The organism is Streptomyces apocyni (assembly GCF_009739465.1).
GTDB classification, from domain to species: Bacteria; Actinomycetota; Actinomycetes; order Streptomycetales; family Streptomycetaceae; genus Streptomyces; species Streptomyces apocyni.
The window spans coordinates 233,844-249,305 of record NZ_WHOM01000045.1; the positions used below are offsets into that span (position 1 = coordinate 233,844).

13 protein-coding genes are annotated in these 15,462 nt (G+C 71.6%); 8 read left to right on the forward strand and 5 right to left on the reverse strand.

Annotated features, from left to right (window positions below; genetic code table 11):
- Positions 1–7 precede the first annotated feature (7 nt).
- Positions 8–1,603: a TROVE domain-containing protein gene (locus tag GCN81_RS11100; RefSeq protein ID WP_156724229.1), complete on the reverse strand. Its 1,596-nt coding sequence runs from the start codon at positions 1,601–1,603 to the stop codon at positions 8–10.
- A 483-nt stretch (positions 1,604–2,086) separates the two neighbouring features.
- Positions 2,087–3,544 (reverse strand): alkaline phosphatase PhoX, encoded by a 1,458-nt coding sequence (locus GCN81_RS11105; RefSeq protein WP_156724231.1) that lies wholly within the window; start codon positions 3,542–3,544, stop codon positions 2,087–2,089.
- Positions 3,545–3,803: 259 nt separating this feature from the next.
- Here GCN81_RS11105 and GCN81_RS11110 point away from each other — a divergent pair, with 259 nt between their 5' ends.
- Together GCN81_RS11110 and GCN81_RS11115 are read left to right on the forward strand one after the other, a co-directional pair.
- A complete protein-coding gene (locus tag GCN81_RS11110) occupies positions 3,804–4,058 on the forward strand; it encodes an SGM_3592 family protein (RefSeq protein ID WP_156724233.1) in 255 nt (84 codons plus the stop codon).
- A 720-nt stretch (positions 4,059–4,778) separates the two neighbouring features.
- Positions 4,779–5,441, forward strand: a complete 663-nt coding sequence (locus tag GCN81_RS11115; RefSeq protein ID WP_197287566.1) for an HAD family hydrolase — start codon at positions 4,779–4,781, stop codon at positions 5,439–5,441.
- On the opposite strand, the gene GCN81_RS11120 is transcribed toward GCN81_RS11115, so the two are convergent.
- On the reverse strand, positions 5,422–6,648 hold the full coding sequence (locus GCN81_RS11120) for a helix-turn-helix transcriptional regulator (RefSeq protein ID WP_156724235.1): 1,227 nt from the start codon (positions 6,646–6,648) through the stop codon (positions 5,422–5,424). The genes GCN81_RS11115 and GCN81_RS11120 overlap by 20 nt on opposite strands.
- Positions 6,649–6,841: 193 nt before the next feature.
- On the opposite strand from GCN81_RS11120, the gene GCN81_RS32305 reads away from it, so the two are divergent.
- Positions 6,842–7,126, forward strand: coding sequence for a hypothetical protein (locus GCN81_RS32305; protein ID WP_231626624.1), 285 nt, complete (start codon positions 6,842–6,844; stop codon positions 7,124–7,126).
- Between the two features lie 291 nt (positions 7,127–7,417).
- Here GCN81_RS32305 and GCN81_RS11130 read toward each other — a convergent pair whose 3' ends face one another.
- A complete protein-coding gene (locus tag GCN81_RS11130; RefSeq protein ID WP_197287567.1) occupies positions 7,418–8,647 on the reverse strand; it encodes a TerD family protein in 1,230 nt (409 codons plus the stop codon).
- A 45-nt stretch (positions 8,648–8,692) separates the two neighbouring features.
- Positions 8,693–8,920, reverse strand: coding sequence for a hypothetical protein (locus tag GCN81_RS11135; protein ID WP_156724239.1), 228 nt, complete (start codon positions 8,918–8,920; stop codon positions 8,693–8,695).
- A gap of 119 nt (positions 8,921–9,039) precedes the next feature.
- Here GCN81_RS11135 and GCN81_RS11140 point away from each other — a divergent pair, with 119 nt between their 5' ends.
- From GCN81_RS11140 to GCN81_RS11160, 5 genes are read left to right on the forward strand one after another with little or no spacing between them, the layout of a single operon-like run.
- Positions 9,040–10,554 carry an ABC transporter substrate-binding protein gene (locus GCN81_RS11140; RefSeq protein ID WP_156724240.1) on the forward strand — a complete coding sequence of 505 codons (1,515 nt, stop codon included), beginning with the start codon at positions 9,040–9,042 and terminating at the stop codon, positions 10,552–10,554.
- Entirely contained in the window at positions 10,551–12,386 is a 1,836-nt protein-coding gene (locus GCN81_RS11145; protein ID WP_231626628.1) for an ABC transporter permease subunit, read from the forward strand. The genes GCN81_RS11140 and GCN81_RS11145 overlap by 4 nt, the downstream gene beginning before the upstream one ends.
- Complete coding sequence (locus GCN81_RS11150) at positions 12,383–13,426, forward strand: ABC transporter ATP-binding protein (protein ID WP_156724242.1); 1,044 nt, start codon at positions 12,383–12,385, stop codon at positions 13,424–13,426. The genes GCN81_RS11145 and GCN81_RS11150 overlap by 4 nt, the downstream gene beginning before the upstream one ends.
- A complete protein-coding gene (locus GCN81_RS11155; RefSeq protein ID WP_156724244.1) occupies positions 13,423–14,169 on the forward strand; it encodes an ATP-binding cassette domain-containing protein in 747 nt (248 codons plus the stop codon). Before GCN81_RS11150 ends, GCN81_RS11155 begins: the two co-directional genes overlap by 4 nt.
- Positions 14,166–15,425, forward strand: a complete 1,260-nt coding sequence (locus GCN81_RS11160) for an MDR family MFS transporter (RefSeq protein ID WP_197287568.1) — start codon at positions 14,166–14,168, stop codon at positions 15,423–15,425. Before GCN81_RS11155 ends, GCN81_RS11160 begins: the two co-directional genes overlap by 4 nt.
- Positions 15,426–15,462 lie beyond the last annotated feature (37 nt).

Genomic DNA, 15,462 nt, shown 5'->3' on the forward strand with positions numbered 1-15,462 from the left:
CCACCGCCTACGCGACCCAGGGCCAGTCCGCGTTCCGGCCGCTCTCCAGGAGCGGCACCATCCGGAACGCCGCGTCCGAAAGCCCCCCGAACACATGGCGGTTGGCCTGGCCCGAGGCGCCACCAGAGGCGCCGTGGCCCGCACGGTACCCGGCGAGGTTCCAGGTGTAGACCGGCACGTCCGCCGGGATCTGCTCGGTCGGGGCGCCGCTGCGGTGCGGTGCGTACTGCTCGTCGGTGACGATCAGTACCCGGTCGTGCTTCTTGTAGTGCGCGCGTACCGCCCCGGTCGTGTCGGTGCCGCCGAGGTCGCTGAAGCGGTCCAGCACCTTGAGTACCGACTCACCCGCGCGGTACTTCACGTTCGCACTGGTCGACCCGAACTGCACCAGGTCCGCCTTGGCGGCCCGCATCGCCACCGCCGTACCGAACACGGCGGCCGCGTCCGCGCGCGTCAGCTCCGAACGGTCCGAGAGACGCGAGAAGAACATCGAGCCCGAACGGTCCACCAGGATCAGCGTGCGCCCCGGCAGCGCGGGCACCTGAGCCAACGAGTGGCCGAGCGCCTGCTCCAGGGGGTACGACCAGCGCAGCGACGGCGCGTGCTGGTACGCGGCCAGGTAGCGGAACGGGAACTGCCGCGAGCGTGCGACCTCCTGAGGGTCCGAGATCTTCGCCGCGACCCGCGCCGCGACCTCGTCCGACACTCCGGCCTCGTCGAAGTTCCGCAGGTTGCGGACCAATGCCATCGATCCCATAGACGGGATCACCGCCTCCCACGCCTGGGCGTCCATCGGCCCCTGGAGCCAGCCTGCGAGTGCCTCCCAGGTCATCCCGGCCTCGGCGAGGCGCTCGGCCCCGTCGGGCGCGGTGATCACCGTGCGGCGGTCCGCGACCGGTACCGCCATCAGCTCGCGGTGCGCGGTCAGGGTCCGGTTCGACGCGGGCGGCACCGCGCTCTCTGGGTGGTGGCGGCGGTCCAGGGCGTACTGGAACAGCTCGCCCTGCCACGGCTTGTCCGGGTCGGGCGCGGCGTGCACCAGGTTGAGGACGTCGCCGAAGCGGTAACCCTTTGACGCCGTGTCGTACTTGAGCAGCGACTTGCCGTGGTAGAGGCGGCGCACCGCGTCGGCTATGCCGCGCTTGACGGGCTTGGGCACGTTGCGACCGTACCGCGAGGTCCAGTAGCCGAGCAGCTCACCCGGCTCGTCCGGGCGCCGCAGCACGGAGGCGATCACCTGCCGGTTGGTCGGCCCGCTCTCGGCGCCCGTGTCCAGGCGCGCCTTGACGTACTCGGCGGCGCCCACCAGCGACGCCGTACGCAGCTGGCCATCCCCCCGCAGCCAGCCGAGCAGGCCAGCGGTCCACTCCGGGTCCGCCACGGCGAGCTTGCGCACCAGCGCGGCGAAGCGGTTGTCCCGGTCGTCGCCGGACTCGTAGAAGGTCTGCTGTGACACGAGATTGCTGACCGCGAGCAGAAAAAGCTCGGAGCGCGCGTCGCGGGCGGCGCCGCGGCCGCCCTCGTGTGTGCGGATGCGGGCTCCGGTCGAGCGCACGGGCGAAGTGCCCTGCGCCTTGGCGGACTTGGAGTTGAAGCGTGCCATGGTGAATTCCCCCGAATTCGACGAGAAAGGGGGGAGGCTCATGGCGAAGTGAAGTGGAGTGGAGTGCCCGAGTTCAGGAGGCGGCGACGGTCCTTATGTCAGATGCTCTGCCTCTTGAGCTACACCGACCCGAAGTCGATGACGGGACTTGAACCCGCAACCGTCCGATCCCGAAGTATCCGTTGCCTGCGCACCGGGCACACCGATGCCGAGCCTCCCGAGATCAAGGTGGCGGCGGCGTGATTTCGTTGGAGTGAAGTAGCCGCTGCCCGCGCACCGGGAGGTGCGTATCAAGTTGTGGTGTCCAGAGTTCAAGGACGGCGGAACCGACGTAGGTGCTCTAGCCACTGAGCTACACCGGCACGAGTACCGGTGGCGGGAATCGAACCCGCGGCCTCCCCATTAGCAGTGGAAGTAGGTCCTGCCTGCGCACCTGGACAGGTACGACTCTAGAGACCGGCGGGTTCGGGCGCGAAGGGTTTTTCAGCGACGCGGCTGGCGCTTCCAGGGGCCGGTGATGGCCAGCATGATGCCCGGTTCCTGGATGTTGGCGTACAACGTCTTCCCGTCGGCTGAGAACACGACCCCGGTGAACTCGCTGAACTCCGGCTCGTCTTCGGTGCCGATGTTCACCTCGTTGCGGGCGATCGGATACGTACGGCCGCTGTCGGTCGCGCCGAACAGGTGCTGGAGGCCCTCGCCGTCCTCGGCGATGATCAGGCCGCCGTACGGGGAGACGGTGATGTTGTCCGGGCCGTCGAAGCCGCCTTCCTGGTGCGGGTCGGAGTTCACGCCGAGCAGCACCTTCAGGGTGAGCGTCCGGCGGCGCGGGTCGTAGAACCAGACCTGGCCGTCGTGCGGCTCGCCTGGACTGTCGGCGTCGCGCGCGTAGGAGGCGACGATGTACGCGCCGCCGTCACCCCACCACATGCCCTCCAGCTTGCGGGCGCGAGTGACCTCACCCTCGCCGAACTGCTCGCGCACCGGGACCTCGCGGGCGTCGCGGTCGGGGACGTCCACCCAGTCCACGCCGTACACGGTGCCGATCCGCGTGGCGCGCGACAGGTCATCGACGTAACGGCCACCGGAGTCGAAACACCTGGGCGCCTGGAGCACCCCCGCGTCGTCGGCGAGCGTACGGAACCGGCCGCGCCCGTGCCGGAAGCCCTGCGGCGGTACCCAGCGGAAGAACAGGCCGTTGGGGTCACTGTCGTCCTCCGTCAGATAGGCGTGCCCGCGCTTGGGGTCGACGACCACGGCCTCGTGGTCGTAACGGCCGAAGAACTTCAGCGGCTTGGGGTCCTGGTTGGCCCGGCGGTCGTACGGGTCGACCTCGAAGACGTATCCGTGGTCCTTGGTCATGCCGTTCTCACCGGCCAGGTCGGAGTTCTCCTCACAGGTCAGCCAGGTGCCCCAGGAGGTGCGACCGCCCGCGCAGTTGGTGGAGGTGCCCGCGATCCCCACCCACTGGGCCACCTCACCGCACTTGCGGACCTCCACGACCGTGCAGCCACCGGACGCGGCCGGGTCGTACACCAGCCCGTCGGTGAGCGGCACCGGGTGCTCCCACCGGGACCTGGCCCCCTTGAGCTCGTGGTTGACGACCAGCAGGGTCACCCCGCCCCGGCCCGCGAAGGTGGCGGTGCCGTCGTGCTTCTCCGGGGTGAACTCGCCGCTCTCCAGCCTGGTCTCGCCGGTACGGGTGATGATCCGGTACGAGAATCCCGCGGGCAGCGCCAGCACGCCGTCCGGGTCGGGCACCAGCGGGCCGTACCCGGGACCCGCGGGGGCTTTCGCCGCGTCGTCCCGGTCCTCGGTTTCGACGTCCTGAGACGCCAGCGCGCCGTCGGTGGTGGCGAGCACCCCGGCCGTTCCGGCCAGCGCGACCCCCGCGCCGGTGAGGGCGGAGCGCGCGGCGAAGTCCCTGCGGGAGAGTGGCATCGAATCTCCTTGAACGGTAAGCGGCGAGGAGGGCACGCGGCGGTACTGTCGCGCGCTCTACGGTCCCGCCCGCGCATAAACGGCGGTTGAACACCGCCCGAACTGCAACGTGGTCGACTCCGACGACCACGACAGCTTGGGGCCCGGCCAGCTCGGCCAGCCCGGCTGACCGGGGTCCCAAGCCCGTGTGCCCAGGGCACGCCGCCTTTACCTCGCTTTGACCTGGCTCGTCGGACAATGTGGGGACGAGGAGGCTGGCATGGCACCGGAACCCACCCCACGCGACGGCCGCGACGACGACAACGACCGCGACGACTGGGACGACACCACCCTCGACGAGGACTTCGTGCGTTCCGCCAAGACCTCCGAACCCTCAGCCCGCAACCGCATGCTCACCGCCCGCTGGCGCAAGGAGGGGCCCCCGGGCCCCCAGCCCTGGCGCTCGGACGAGCCCCCAGCGGGCTGGTTCTGGAGCCGAGCCCGCAAGCGCTGGTGGAAGCGCCGCCACCGCTAGGCCACCGGTGGGCTCCCCGCCGGGGAGTAAAGGCGAGACTTGAGACACCAAAACCGGGGGCAAAGTGCAGCTAGCTGTCTCAAAGTCTCCCCTTGCCTCCGACAGGGGTCGGATGGGGCCGCCGAGCAGCCCCCAGTTCGGTTCACCGGCTCTGCCGCCTGGCCTGGCCCTCGCTTAGCGTCGCGCGCTGAGGGTGGGCGACGGCCGACAGTAGACCGCTGCCCCTGCACCCTGCCGACCTCCGGCCGGGGCCGCAGACACCGACACAGGCAGGCGCGCCCCACGACTCGCATCCCGCAACCGCCCGCAGCCGCCCAGCCGGGGCCCATACCTGACCAGCACTCACGCACCCTCTCCCCCCATCACCCGCAGTCGCTGAGCCGGTGTCGGACCCACCCACCCTCCTCGTGCGCCCCAACAACCAGTCCGCACCCGGCACTCAAACGCGCGCCCCTACCCACCCGTCCCGCTGCCCCGCTTCTGGGCCGCCCGGTGTACCTCGCCCTCGCGGGTCCGGGACGGGTGTCAAGGGTGGAGCGACAGCGGAATCGGCGGAGCCGACGCGACCGTAGGGAGCGCCCTTGATGCCCGGGCCGGACCTGCCATCATCGGACGGACCGGGCGGCCACCGGTGCCCACTGCGGTACTGGCCCACCACGACCCCGCCCAGCCCCCGACGGCCCCTACCGCCCAGCCGATCACCCTGACTACGCTGCCGCCATGATTCGCGCTGTGATGTTCGACGTCGGCGAATGCCTGGTAGACGAGACCCGCGAGTACGGCGCCTGGGCCGACTGGCTCGACGTACCTCGCCACACCTTCCACGCCATGTTCGGCGCGGTTATCGCACAGGGCCGCGACTACCGCGAGGTGTTCCAGGAGTTCCGGCCGGGCTTCGACCTGTACGCCGAGCGAGAGAAGAGAGCAGCCGCTGGCCAACCGGAGCACTTCGGCGAGGAAGACCTGTACGCCGACGTCCGGCAGATGCTGGCACGGCTCCGCACCGATGGGCTGTGGCTGGGTATCGCGGGCAACCAGACTGTCCGAGCAGGGAAGATCCTCCGCGAGCTGTTCACCAGCGATGTCGACCTGATCGGCACCTCGGACGACTGGGGCGCATCCAAGCCCGACATTGCGTTCTTCGAACGCGTCGCCGAAGTCACCCCCTTCGGCAACGACGAGATCCTCTACGTCGGCGACCGTGTCGACAACGACCTCCGCCCCGCCGTCGCCGCAGGCATGCACACCGCCCTGGTCCACCGTGGCCCGTGGGCCACCATCCAGTGGAGTACCGAAGAAGCGAAGAAGCTCCCTACCTTCCGAGTGGAGAGCCTCCTCGACCTATCCAGCCTGATCAGCCACTTCAACGAGACAGGGCGCTGACCGTCGTCGACCAGCCATACAGTCGGTCGTCCAGCTCCAGCACACACTGCTGGTGCTGGTGCGGCGCCAGCGCGCGCCGCACCTCCCGCACCCGCTCCATGCCCATCGCGTACCAAGTCCGCTCGAGCTGATCGAGCGCCCTGAGCGCATACCCGCATGCCTCCTCGGGTCGGCCTGCCGAGGCCTCAACGGCGGCCAGGTCTCCGAGCACGACGGTCATCTGCTTCTCCGCGCCGGAGCCAAAGGCTTCGAGCGCGCCAAGGAGCGTCTCGCGGGCCTGCGGCAGATGCCCTGCCTTCAGCTGGGTGTTGCCCTTGAACGCGGCGAGTCTGACCGGGGAGAACCAGTCCAGCCAGTCCGGTGAAGTCTGCTCCGCGCCCTGGGCGAGTACATCCTCAGCGTGCCCGATGAGGTGCAGCGCGGTGCGGTTGTTCCCGCATCGGGTCTCGCACTCTGCCTCTACCGCGTCCAGCCACGCCAGCAGTTCAGCTGACGCCCCGCCGCGCCGGGCGTAGGTGCGCGCGGCCACCATTCGCTCCACCGCTGACTCCCGGTCTCCTGCCCACCCGGGGATGAACGCGGTGTGGGCCAAGACGGCCGCGCCGAGCAGCGGGGCGTCAGCCTCGCCGGCAGCCTGCAGAGCCCGCAGCAGTGTCTGCCCCGCGCCTTCCGGCTCGCGCAGGTCGAAGAACTCGATCCGCCCAGCGAGCAACCATGTCTCCGCGAGGGCGGCGGCCACTCGCTGCCGGGTCTGCCCTGCGGTCTCCGGGAGGAGTGCGCACCCGAGGGTGGCATGGGCGAGGGCGGCTGGGTGCAGGGTGGTCGGCGCTACGGTCCAGTACAGGTGACGGTGCGAGCGGGTCACGGCCTCAAAGTCCCCAGCGACGGAGGCCGGTTGCATGGTGGCTGCGGTCTGTGCGGGTACAGCGGCCAGATTGTAGGAGTCCGCCGGTGCTGCGAGGGTGCCGTGCCTGCCACGGTTAGAGGTTCCGCCAGGCGGGGCGAAACCAAGCGCTTCGAGGTCCTGGCCGAGGGCCCGGGTGAGGGCCTGGCCCACCTCAGGCTGAGGCCACGGAGGTTCGTCGGATTCCCAGCGGCGTACTTGGCGCACCCCGACGCCGAGCGCGTCGGCGAGGGCTTGTTGCGAGGGGTAACCAGCAGCGAGCCGGGCGGATTTGAGTCGGGTGTTGCCTGCGGGCCGTGACACTGCGCACCTCCGTATCGGGCAGTCACACCAGTGTCGCGGGGGAGTCCTCTCCACTGCCAGCTATCACTCGAAAGGTGTAACTAAAGTCCTGTTAGCTGTCCTGAAAAGACCTCTTGAAGTCCTCGGCGAGGGCCATATTGAGGGCCATTCTTGTATGCACCTGATCGACTGGTGACAACGAAGGAGTACCTCCATGGCTGCCAGCCCACAGCCCTTAGCCGAGCCCGGCACCGCCGAGAACCGGCAGACCGAGGGCTCGCGGGCCTCGAGCGCTCGGTCGCGCGTCGGCCGGACCACTATGGCTCTGCCCGTCATGCTTCCGGACCCGACACTGCCGCCGCAGCCTGCGCAAGGTTGTGACGTGTGCGCGGCGCTCGACCGGCAGCGCGCCGAGTTCGACCTGCTCGGGAACGTCCGCCGCGCGACGGACTGTGAGGTCGAGATCCGGGACCACCCGGAGCACGGCGGTACGCCATGAGTGCCAGCTAATGGGGGCGCCAGGCCCCCAGTCACCTCCGACGCGCTGTCAGTCGCGTCGGGTACGCCAGGTTCCAGGCCGCGTACGGGGCCTACCTTGACCATGCCGCCGTGTGCCCTACCTGTAGCCCCGGGAAGACGCGGTGTGAGGAGGGCAGCGGGCGGTGGCGTGCGTACCGGGACATCGGAACCTCGTCACCGTCTGACCAGGATCGGCCGACGATCTGAGTTCGCAACCACTCGTTGATGGCGGCTACGACGCCACGCCGTAGCCGCCTGGCCTGCGGGTTCCCTACAGTGCCTGGGCCGCGGGCTTCACCATGCCGCGTACCGTGCGGGCCTTGACGAAGTCGCCGAGTCCGGTCATCTCCCACTCGCCGGAGAACTGGCGGATCAGTTTCGCCATCATCACGCCGGTCTGTGCCTCGGCGCTGGTCAGGTCGAAGCGGACGAGTTCCTCGCCGGTCCCGGCGTCCAGGAGGCGGCAGTACGCCTTGGTGACCTCGGTGAACTTCTGGCCGGAGAACGAGTTGACCGTGAAGACCAGGCCGGAGACCTCGGCGGGGATGCGGCCCAGGTCGACCACGATCACCTCGTCGTCGCCCGCGCCCTCGCCGGTGAGGTTGTCGCCTGAGTGCTTGATCGCGCCGTTCAGGATGGAGAGCTTGCCGAAGTAGCAGCTTTCGATGTGGTTGCGCTGGGGGCCGTAGGCGATGACCGAGGCGTCCAGGTCGATGTCCTTGCCGCGGAACGCGGGTTCCCAGCCGAGGCCCATCTTGACCTGGGTCAGCAGTGGGCGGCCGCCCTTGACGAGGGACACGGTCTGGTTCTTTTGGAGGTTGACGCGGCCCTTGTCCAGGTTGATCTTTCCGGTGCCGGGCGTCGGCGCGGGCGCGGGCGTGGTGGCCGGGGGAGCGGCGGGCGGCGGGGGCAGGTGCACGGCCGGGCCGGTCGGGGGCGGGGCGGCGTGGGTGGTGGGAGGCGTGGGGGGCGCGGCGGGGGTGGTGGGGGTGGTGGGTGTTGGTGTGGGTTCCTCGACCGTTACGCCGAAGTCCGTGGCGATTCCGGCCAGGCCGTTCGCGTATCCCTGGCCGACCGCGCGGGCCTTCCAGGCGCCGCCGCGCCGGTAGATCTCGATGACCACCAGGGCGGTCTCGGCGCCGAGCCGCGGTGGGGTGAAGGTGGCGAGCGCGGCGCCGGAGTCGGCGTCGCGGAGGGTGGCGGTGGGCTCGATGCCCTGGAAGCTCTGGCCCGCCGCGTCCGGGCTGGCGGTCACGACGATCTTCTCGATGCCGGGCGGCACGGCCGCGGTGTCGACCGTGATCGCGTCGGGCGCCGAGCCGCCGCCCGAGCGATGGGACACGCCGGGCCCGGTGGGCTGGTTGTAGAAGATGAAGTCGTCGTCGGAGCGCACCTTGCCATCGGCGGTGAGCAGCAGGCCCGACACGTCGAGCCGCACCGGGGCGGCGACGTCCACCGCGACGCGGGGGGCGGTGAGGGGGATGTTCGAGCCGGGTGTCATCACTGTCATGCCAGAGGTAACGAGCCACCCCGCTTTACCGTTCCCTTACCTGCCGCGTGAGTTTCGCGGGTGGTTGCGTGCCATGCGTTCGTTTCCGTGCTTGTACGCGCCGGTCCAGCGGGCCATCACCAGCTGGGCGTCCCCTGACTCGACCTCGGTCAGGAACTTTGCCGCCCGCGCGCCGCGCAGCGTGCCCGCCGCGCGGCCCTGATGGGTGATGACCACACTGCCGTCGGTGCGCTGCTCGTACTGGAATCCATAGGGGCGGGCCATGGTCGGAGGGTAAGTGGGCGCCCCGGGGGCGGGGAAGTGATTTAGGATTTGATGAAAATGATTGTCATTGGCTAGGGTCGGCGGCACCCCCGTCCCGTACCGCTCGTGGAAGAAGTCCTGTGCGCCCCCGCAAGCTCCTGCCTCCCACCGCCCTGGCCATCGCCGCCGCCCTCACCCTCTCCGGCTGCTTCGCCTCCTCCGGCTCCGACTCCGATTCCGACTCCGCGTCCTCCCAGGGCGATCGCGATGGCAAGCGCATACGCGTCGCCATGATGCAGCCGCCCCGCTCCGGCCTCTCCCCGCTCAGCGACGACGCCTTCAAGCTGTCGCGCTGGTCCACCGCCGAAACCCTGGTCACCCTCGACAGGGAGGGCGACGCCCAACCCGCGCTGGCCACGAAGTGGACGCGGACCAACGACAAGACGTGGACCTTCACCCTCCGCACGGGCGTCACCTTCCACGACGGAACGCCGCTCACCGCGACCGACGTCGAGCGCTCCCTCACCAGGGCCGCCACCGCCGCGCCCAAGCCGCGGATCCTGGACGGCGTCGAACTGACCGTGGAGGCCAAGGACGGCGCCGTCACCGTCACCACCGGCGAGCCCGACCCGCTCGTGCCCCAGCGGCTCTCCTCGCCCCAGCTGTCGATCCTCGCGGCCAAGGCCTACCGGGGGAAGACGGTCAACCCGGTCGGCACGGGCACCGGCGCCTTCGTCCTGAAGAAGGCGGGCGGCACCAGCTCCGCGACCCTCGACCGCAACGAGGACTACTGGGGCGGCCGCGCCAAGGCCGCCGGAATCGACGCCACCTACGTCCCGGACGGCGCCGCCCGCGCCGCCGCACTGCGCAGCGGCACCGCCGACATCGTCGAGGCCGTCCCCGTCTCGCAGGCCTCCCTGCTCGACAAGGACCAGATCACCGAGGTGCCCATGCCGCGCACCAACACCCTCTACCTCAACACCGAGAGCGGTGTGTTCAAGGACGCGGGCCAGCGTGCCGCCGCCCGCTCCGCCATCGACACCAAGGCCCTGGTCGAGGGCATCTACGAGGGCCGCGCGGACGCCGCCGACGGGCTGCTCGGGCCCGCCCTGCCCTGGGCGGCTGAGCGCGCGGGACGTACGAAGGCAGCCAAAGCCGCCAAGCCCTCCGGCAAGACGATCACCATCGGCACCTTCACCGACCGGGCCGAGCTCCCCGAAGTCGCCGCCGCGCTCCAGCAGCAGCTGAAGGACGCCGGGTTCAAGGTCAAGCTGGACATCAGGGAGTACGCGAACATCGAATCCGACGCGCTGGACGGGAAGTTCGACGCGTTCATCCTCTCCCGCGCCACCATCCTCGACTCCGGCGACCCGGCCGCCTACCTGCACAGCGACTTCATGAGCGACGGCTCCTTCAACATCGCCCAGCTCGCCGACCCGGCCGTCGACAAGGCCGTACGCGAAGCCGAGTCGACCCAGGTCGGCGACGCCCGCCGTACGGCGATTCTCGACGCCGAGACCGCGATCCTCAACACCGACGGCGCGATCCCGATGCTGCACGAGCGGGTGATCCAGGGCGATGCCACCCATGTGGTGGGCTCCGTCAAGGACCCGCGGGAGCGCGAGCTGATCACGGTCGGTACGTACGTCAAGTGAAGGACCAGCTGAAGAGGCCCGCCCTTCGGGCGGGCCTCGCGCGGGCGGTCGCGCTGGCCGCCGTACTCGCCACCGTCGGACTACTGCCCTGGCTGTCAGGGCGGGACCCCGCGCTCACCGTGCTGCGCGCCCGCTCCGCCGAACAGGAGCCCACCGCCGAGGCGTTGGACGCCATACGCGCCGACCTCGGCCTGGACGCGGGACCGCTCGGCCTGATCGGCGACTGGGCGGGCGGGCTGGTCCGTGGCGACCTCGGCACCTCCTGGGTCTCCGGGGCCGACGTGCTGCCGTCCGTACGGGCCGGGCTCGGCGTCTCGCTCACCCTGATGGGCGCCTCGCTCGTCGTCGCACTCCTGGTGGCCGCCGCGCTGTGCGCCCGCACCCTGGTACGCGGCGCGCGCGGCACCCTGCGCGGCGGCGGGGGAGCGGCCGGGGCGATGCTCGTCGCCATCCCCGAATTCCTGCTCGCCACCGTGCTGCTGATCGTGCTCGGCGTGTGGTGGCGGCTGCTGCCCGTCTCCGGGTGGCAGGGGCCCGAGCACCTGGTGCTGCCCGCCCTCGCGATGGGCATCCCCGCGGGTGGGCTGCTCGGCCGCCTGGTGGATGACGCGCTGCCCGCCGTGTTCCGGGAGCGCTGGACCGATGTGTGGCGGGCCAGCGGGGTCAGCCCCGCCCGTATCGTCGCCGCCGCGCTGCGCCGCGCGCTGCCCGCGCTCATACCCCAACTGGGCCTGGTCGTGGTCGGCCTGACCGGCGGCGCGGTCGCCGTCGAGACCATCTTCGCCATACCGGGCCTCGGCCGGACCGCGCTCGGCGCCGCCAAGTCCCAGGACCTGCCGCTGCTCCAGGGCTCGGTACTCGCCCTGCTGCTGCTCGCCCTGACGGCGGGCGCCTGCGCGGCCTTCGTGCGCGGCAGGCTGCTCGGCTCCGGGCTGAAGGACGCGGCGCTCGCGCTGCCCCCGCCCGTCCCCGGCCGGGGACGGGCCGTGGTGCCGATCGGGCTCGGCGTCGTACTCGCCAGCGCCATCGGGTGGGGGCTGCTCAAGGACCCGTACACCGTGCACACCGGGGCCCGGCTCGCGGGCCCCTCGCTCGCCCATCCGCTCGGCAGCGACGGGCTGGGGCGCGATGTACTGGCCAGGCTCGGGCACGGCGCCGCCAGCACGGTCGGCGTGGCGCTCGCGGTGTGCGTCGCGTCGTATCTCATCGCACTCGCCATCGGCTTCCTGCCGAACGCGTCCGCGGGCGTCTCGGACATCGCCAATGCGCTGCCCCCGGTCGTGGTGGGCGTCCTGATCGCCGCGCTCACCGGGCCCAGCACCCTCGGCGCGTCCCTCGCGGTCGCCCTCGTCTCCTGGCCGCCGCTCGCCGCGCACGCCGCGGCGCTCGTCCGGGAGACCCGCGCGAGTGCCCATCTGACCGCCCAGCGCGCGATCGGCGCCTCCCGTGGCTGGATCCTCACCCGGCATGTGCTGCCCGCCGTCGCCGGGCCCGTCGCCCGGCACGCGGTCCTGCGGCTGCCCGGCGTCGCCCTCGCGCTGGCCGCCCTCGGCTTCCTCGGCCTCGGCGCGCAGCCGCCGTCGCCCGAGTGGGGCCTGCTGCTCGACGAGTCCCGGCTGTACGTGGAACGGGCGCCGCTCGCCGCCCTCGCACCGGCCGTCGCCCTCGCGCTGCTCGCCGGGCTCGCGGTGACGCTGGCGGGGTTGCGGCAGCGGACGCGTACACGGATGCGGACGCGGACGCGGTGGTCTCGTGCTGGTGCTGGTGCTGGTGCTGGTGCTGGTGCTGGTGCGGGTGCTGATCGTGCTGTCGTGGTGGGAGTGGAACGGTGAGTTCCGTGCTTGAGGTACGTGATCTGCGGGTCTCCGTCGATGGGGTGCCCGCCGTGCGCGGTGTCTCCTTCGACGTGCGCGCCGGTGAAGTCACCGCGCTGGTCGGGGAGTCGGGGGCGGGCAAGTCCCTCACCGCCCGCGCCGTCCTCGGGCTCGCGCCGCACGACGCACGCGTGTCGGGGAGCGTACGGCTGGCGGGCGAGGAGGTCGCGGGGGCGCCGCCCGCCGTGTACCGGCGGCTGTGGGGACGCCGTATCGGGTACGTCCCGCAGGACGCGCTCACCGTCCTCAGTCCGGTGCACCCGGTCGGCGGGCAACTCGCCGCGGCGGTGCGCTCGGTAGGGCGGGTGCCGCGCGCCGAGGCGCGGCGGCGGGCCGTCGCCGCGCTCGAACGCGTCGGGATCGCCGATGCCGGGCGGCGGGCGCGGGCCTATCCGCACGAGTTCTCCGGCGGGATGCGCCAGCGCGCGGTCATCGCCATGGCGCTGGTCAACTCGCCCGACCTGGTCGTCGCCGACGAGCCCACCACCGCCCTCGACCCGCGGGTCCAGGCGCAGGTGCTCCGGGTGCTGGCCGAGGCGCGGGAGGCGGTGGGGGCGGGGCTGTTGCTCATCACGCATGACCTGGCGGTGGCTCGGTCCCACGCGGACCGGGCCGTGGTGATGTACGCGGGGCGGGTGTGTGAAGCCGGGCCCGCTGACGAGGTGTTCGGGTCGCCCCGGGCGCCGTATACGGCGGGGTTGGTGGCGTCGCTGCCGGGTGCGGGATTTGGCGGGGGGCCGCTGCCGGTGATCGGCGGCAGCCCGCCGCTGGCTTCGGCGCTGCCCGCGGGGTGCGCGTTCGCACCGCGGTGTCCGGCGGTGGGGGAGGCGTGTGGGTCGGTGGAGCCTGAGCTGGGATTTCTCCCCCACCCCGCCCCTTCCCGAAAGTCCTCAGACGCCGGGCGGGCTGATGAGCCAGCCCGTACCGTCGCGTGCCACCGAGTCGATGCGCTGCCTGCCGCCGTCACCGATCTCTTCACGCGGGAGGCCCGCGTATGAGTCCGCTGCTTGAAGTCACCGACCTCGTGGTGCGGTACGGAGATCATGTCGCCGTCGATCGCGTGTCCTTCACCGTCGGCGAGGGTGAGACCCTCGCCCTCATCGGGGAGTCAGGCTGCGGCAAGTCGTCCACGGCCCTGGCGGCCCTCGCTCTGCGCCGCCCCGAATCCGGCAGCGTGCGCTTCGCCGGACAGGAGCTGACCGGGCTGCACGAGAAGCTGCTGCGGCCGCTGCGCGCGCGGTTCCAGCCCGTCTTCCAGGACCCGTACGGCTCACTCGGTCCCCGTACGACCATCGGTGACGCCATCGCCGAACCCCTACGGGTGCACCGTCGTCCCCTCGCCGGGCGGGTCGCCGAGCTGATGGACCTCGTCGGCCTCGACGCGTCGCACGCCGACCGGCTGCCGCACGAACTGTCCGGCGGGCAGTGCCAGCGCGCCGGGATCGCCAGGGCGCTGGCACTCGGGCCCCAGCTGCTGGTACTCGACGAGCCCGTCTCCGCGCTCGACCCCTCCGTACGGGCCGGAATCCTCAACCTGCTCACCGAGCTTCAGGAACGGCTGGGGCTCAGCTATCTGTTCATCTGCCACGACATGGCCCTGGTCCGGCACACCGCACACCGCGTCGCCGTCATGGCGGACGGCAGGATCGTGGAGACCAGTACGGTGCGCGAACTGTTCACCAACCCCCAGCACCCGTACACCCGGGAACTGCTCGACACCGAGGCAGAGGCCACCCCGTGACGCGTACCGCCACATCACCCGACGCCACACCATCCGGTGGCGCGCCACGCGCGCGTGCCCGCCTGTTGTGGGAGCTGCCCGCCCTGCCCAGGCTGCTGATCGTCACCCAATGCGCTTTCAACATCGGCTTCTTCGCCGTCCTGCCCTACCTCGCCGACCACCTGGGTGGCTCCCTGGGGCTCGCGGGCTGGCTGGTCGGACTGGTGCTCGGGCTGCGCACCTTCAGTCAGCAGGGGCTCTTCGTGGTCGGCGGGGTGCTCACCGACCGGTACGGACCCCGGCCGGTGGTGCTCGCCGGATGTGTGCTGCGCGCCCTGGGGTTCGTCTGGCTGGGGTTCGCCCAGGCGACCTGGGCGGTGATCGGCGCGGTGCTGCTGGTCGGGTTCGCCGCCGCGCTGTTCTCCCCGGCCGTCGAGACGGAGATCGCCCGGCAGGCCGTACGCCACGAGGAGGCGACCGGCGTCGCGCGTACCCGCGTGCTGGGTCTGTTCTCGGCCGGAGGGCAGGCGGGCGCGCTGCTTGGGCCCGTGCTTGGCGCGGCCCTGCTCGTGGGCGGGTTCCGGACGGCCTGCCTGGCGGGGGCCGGGACGTTCGTCCTGATACTCGCCGGGCACTGGTGGCTGATGCCGCGCGCCCCGGCCCCCAGCGCGGCCACTGACGCTCGCGCAGTCCCCACGCCGGGCGGCGGGGGACTGCGCGAGCTGGCGCGCAACCGGGCCTTCCTCGTGCTCTGCCTCGCGTACAGCACCTACCTCCTCGCCTACAACCAGCTCTATCTCGCGCTCCCCGCCGAGCTGGACCGGTCCATGGGCTCGCAGGCGGCGCTCGGCTGGCTGTTCGCGCTCTCGTCGCTGCTGGTGATCGCGGGCCAGCTGCCGCTGTCGCGGTGGGCGGCCGCGCGGCTGACCCATCCGGCGGCGGTGCGCTGGGGGCTGGTGCTGATCGCCGGGTCCTTCCTGGCGGCGGGCGTGCTGCTGCCGGTGGGCGGTCTGGTGCCCGCGCTGGCGTTCGTGGTGCTGCTGACCGTGGGGCAGATGCTGGTCGTGCCCGCCGCCCGGGCTTGGCTGCCCGACCTGGTGCCCGACCACCGCCTCGGGCTGTGCACGGGCGCGCTGTCCTCGTTCTCCGGCGCCGTGGTGCTCATCGGCGGTGCCCCGTCGGGCGCGTTGCTCGAACGGGGCGGGGCGCTGGCGTGGCTGGCGCTCGCGGCGGTCCCCCTGGCGGGGGTGCTGCTGGTGCGGCCGAGCCGGGGCTGAGGTCCGATGAGGCCGGGGGCGGCTCGATGAGGCCGGA

Bases quoted from the DNA above. Each gene is read 5' to 3' on its own strand.
- GCN81_RS11115 (WP_197287566.1), top strand. From the start codon at position 4,779: ATGATTCGCGCTGTGATGTTCGACGTCGGCGAATGCCTGGTAGACGAG.
- GCN81_RS11100 (WP_156724229.1), bottom strand. From the start codon at position 1,603: ATGGCACGCTTCAACTCCAAGTCCGCCAAGGCGCAGGGCACTTCGCCC.
- GCN81_RS11110 (WP_156724233.1), top strand. From the start codon at position 3,804: ATGGCACCGGAACCCACCCCACGCGACGGCCGCGACGACGACAACGAC.
- GCN81_RS11155 (WP_156724244.1), top strand. From the start codon at position 13,423: ATGAGTCCGCTGCTTGAAGTCACCGACCTCGTGGTGCGGTACGGAGAT.
- GCN81_RS32305 (WP_231626624.1), top strand. From the start codon at position 6,842: ATGGCTGCCAGCCCACAGCCCTTAGCCGAGCCCGGCACCGCCGAGAAC.
- GCN81_RS11135 (WP_156724239.1), bottom strand. From the start codon at position 8,920: ATGGCCCGCCCCTATGGATTCCAGTACGAGCAGCGCACCGACGGCAGT.
- GCN81_RS11105 (WP_156724231.1), bottom strand. From the start codon at position 3,544: ATGCCACTCTCCCGCAGGGACTTCGCCGCGCGCTCCGCCCTCACCGGC.
- GCN81_RS11130 (WP_197287567.1), bottom strand. From the start codon at position 8,647: ATGACACCCGGCTCGAACATCCCCCTCACCGCCCCCCGCGTCGCGGTG.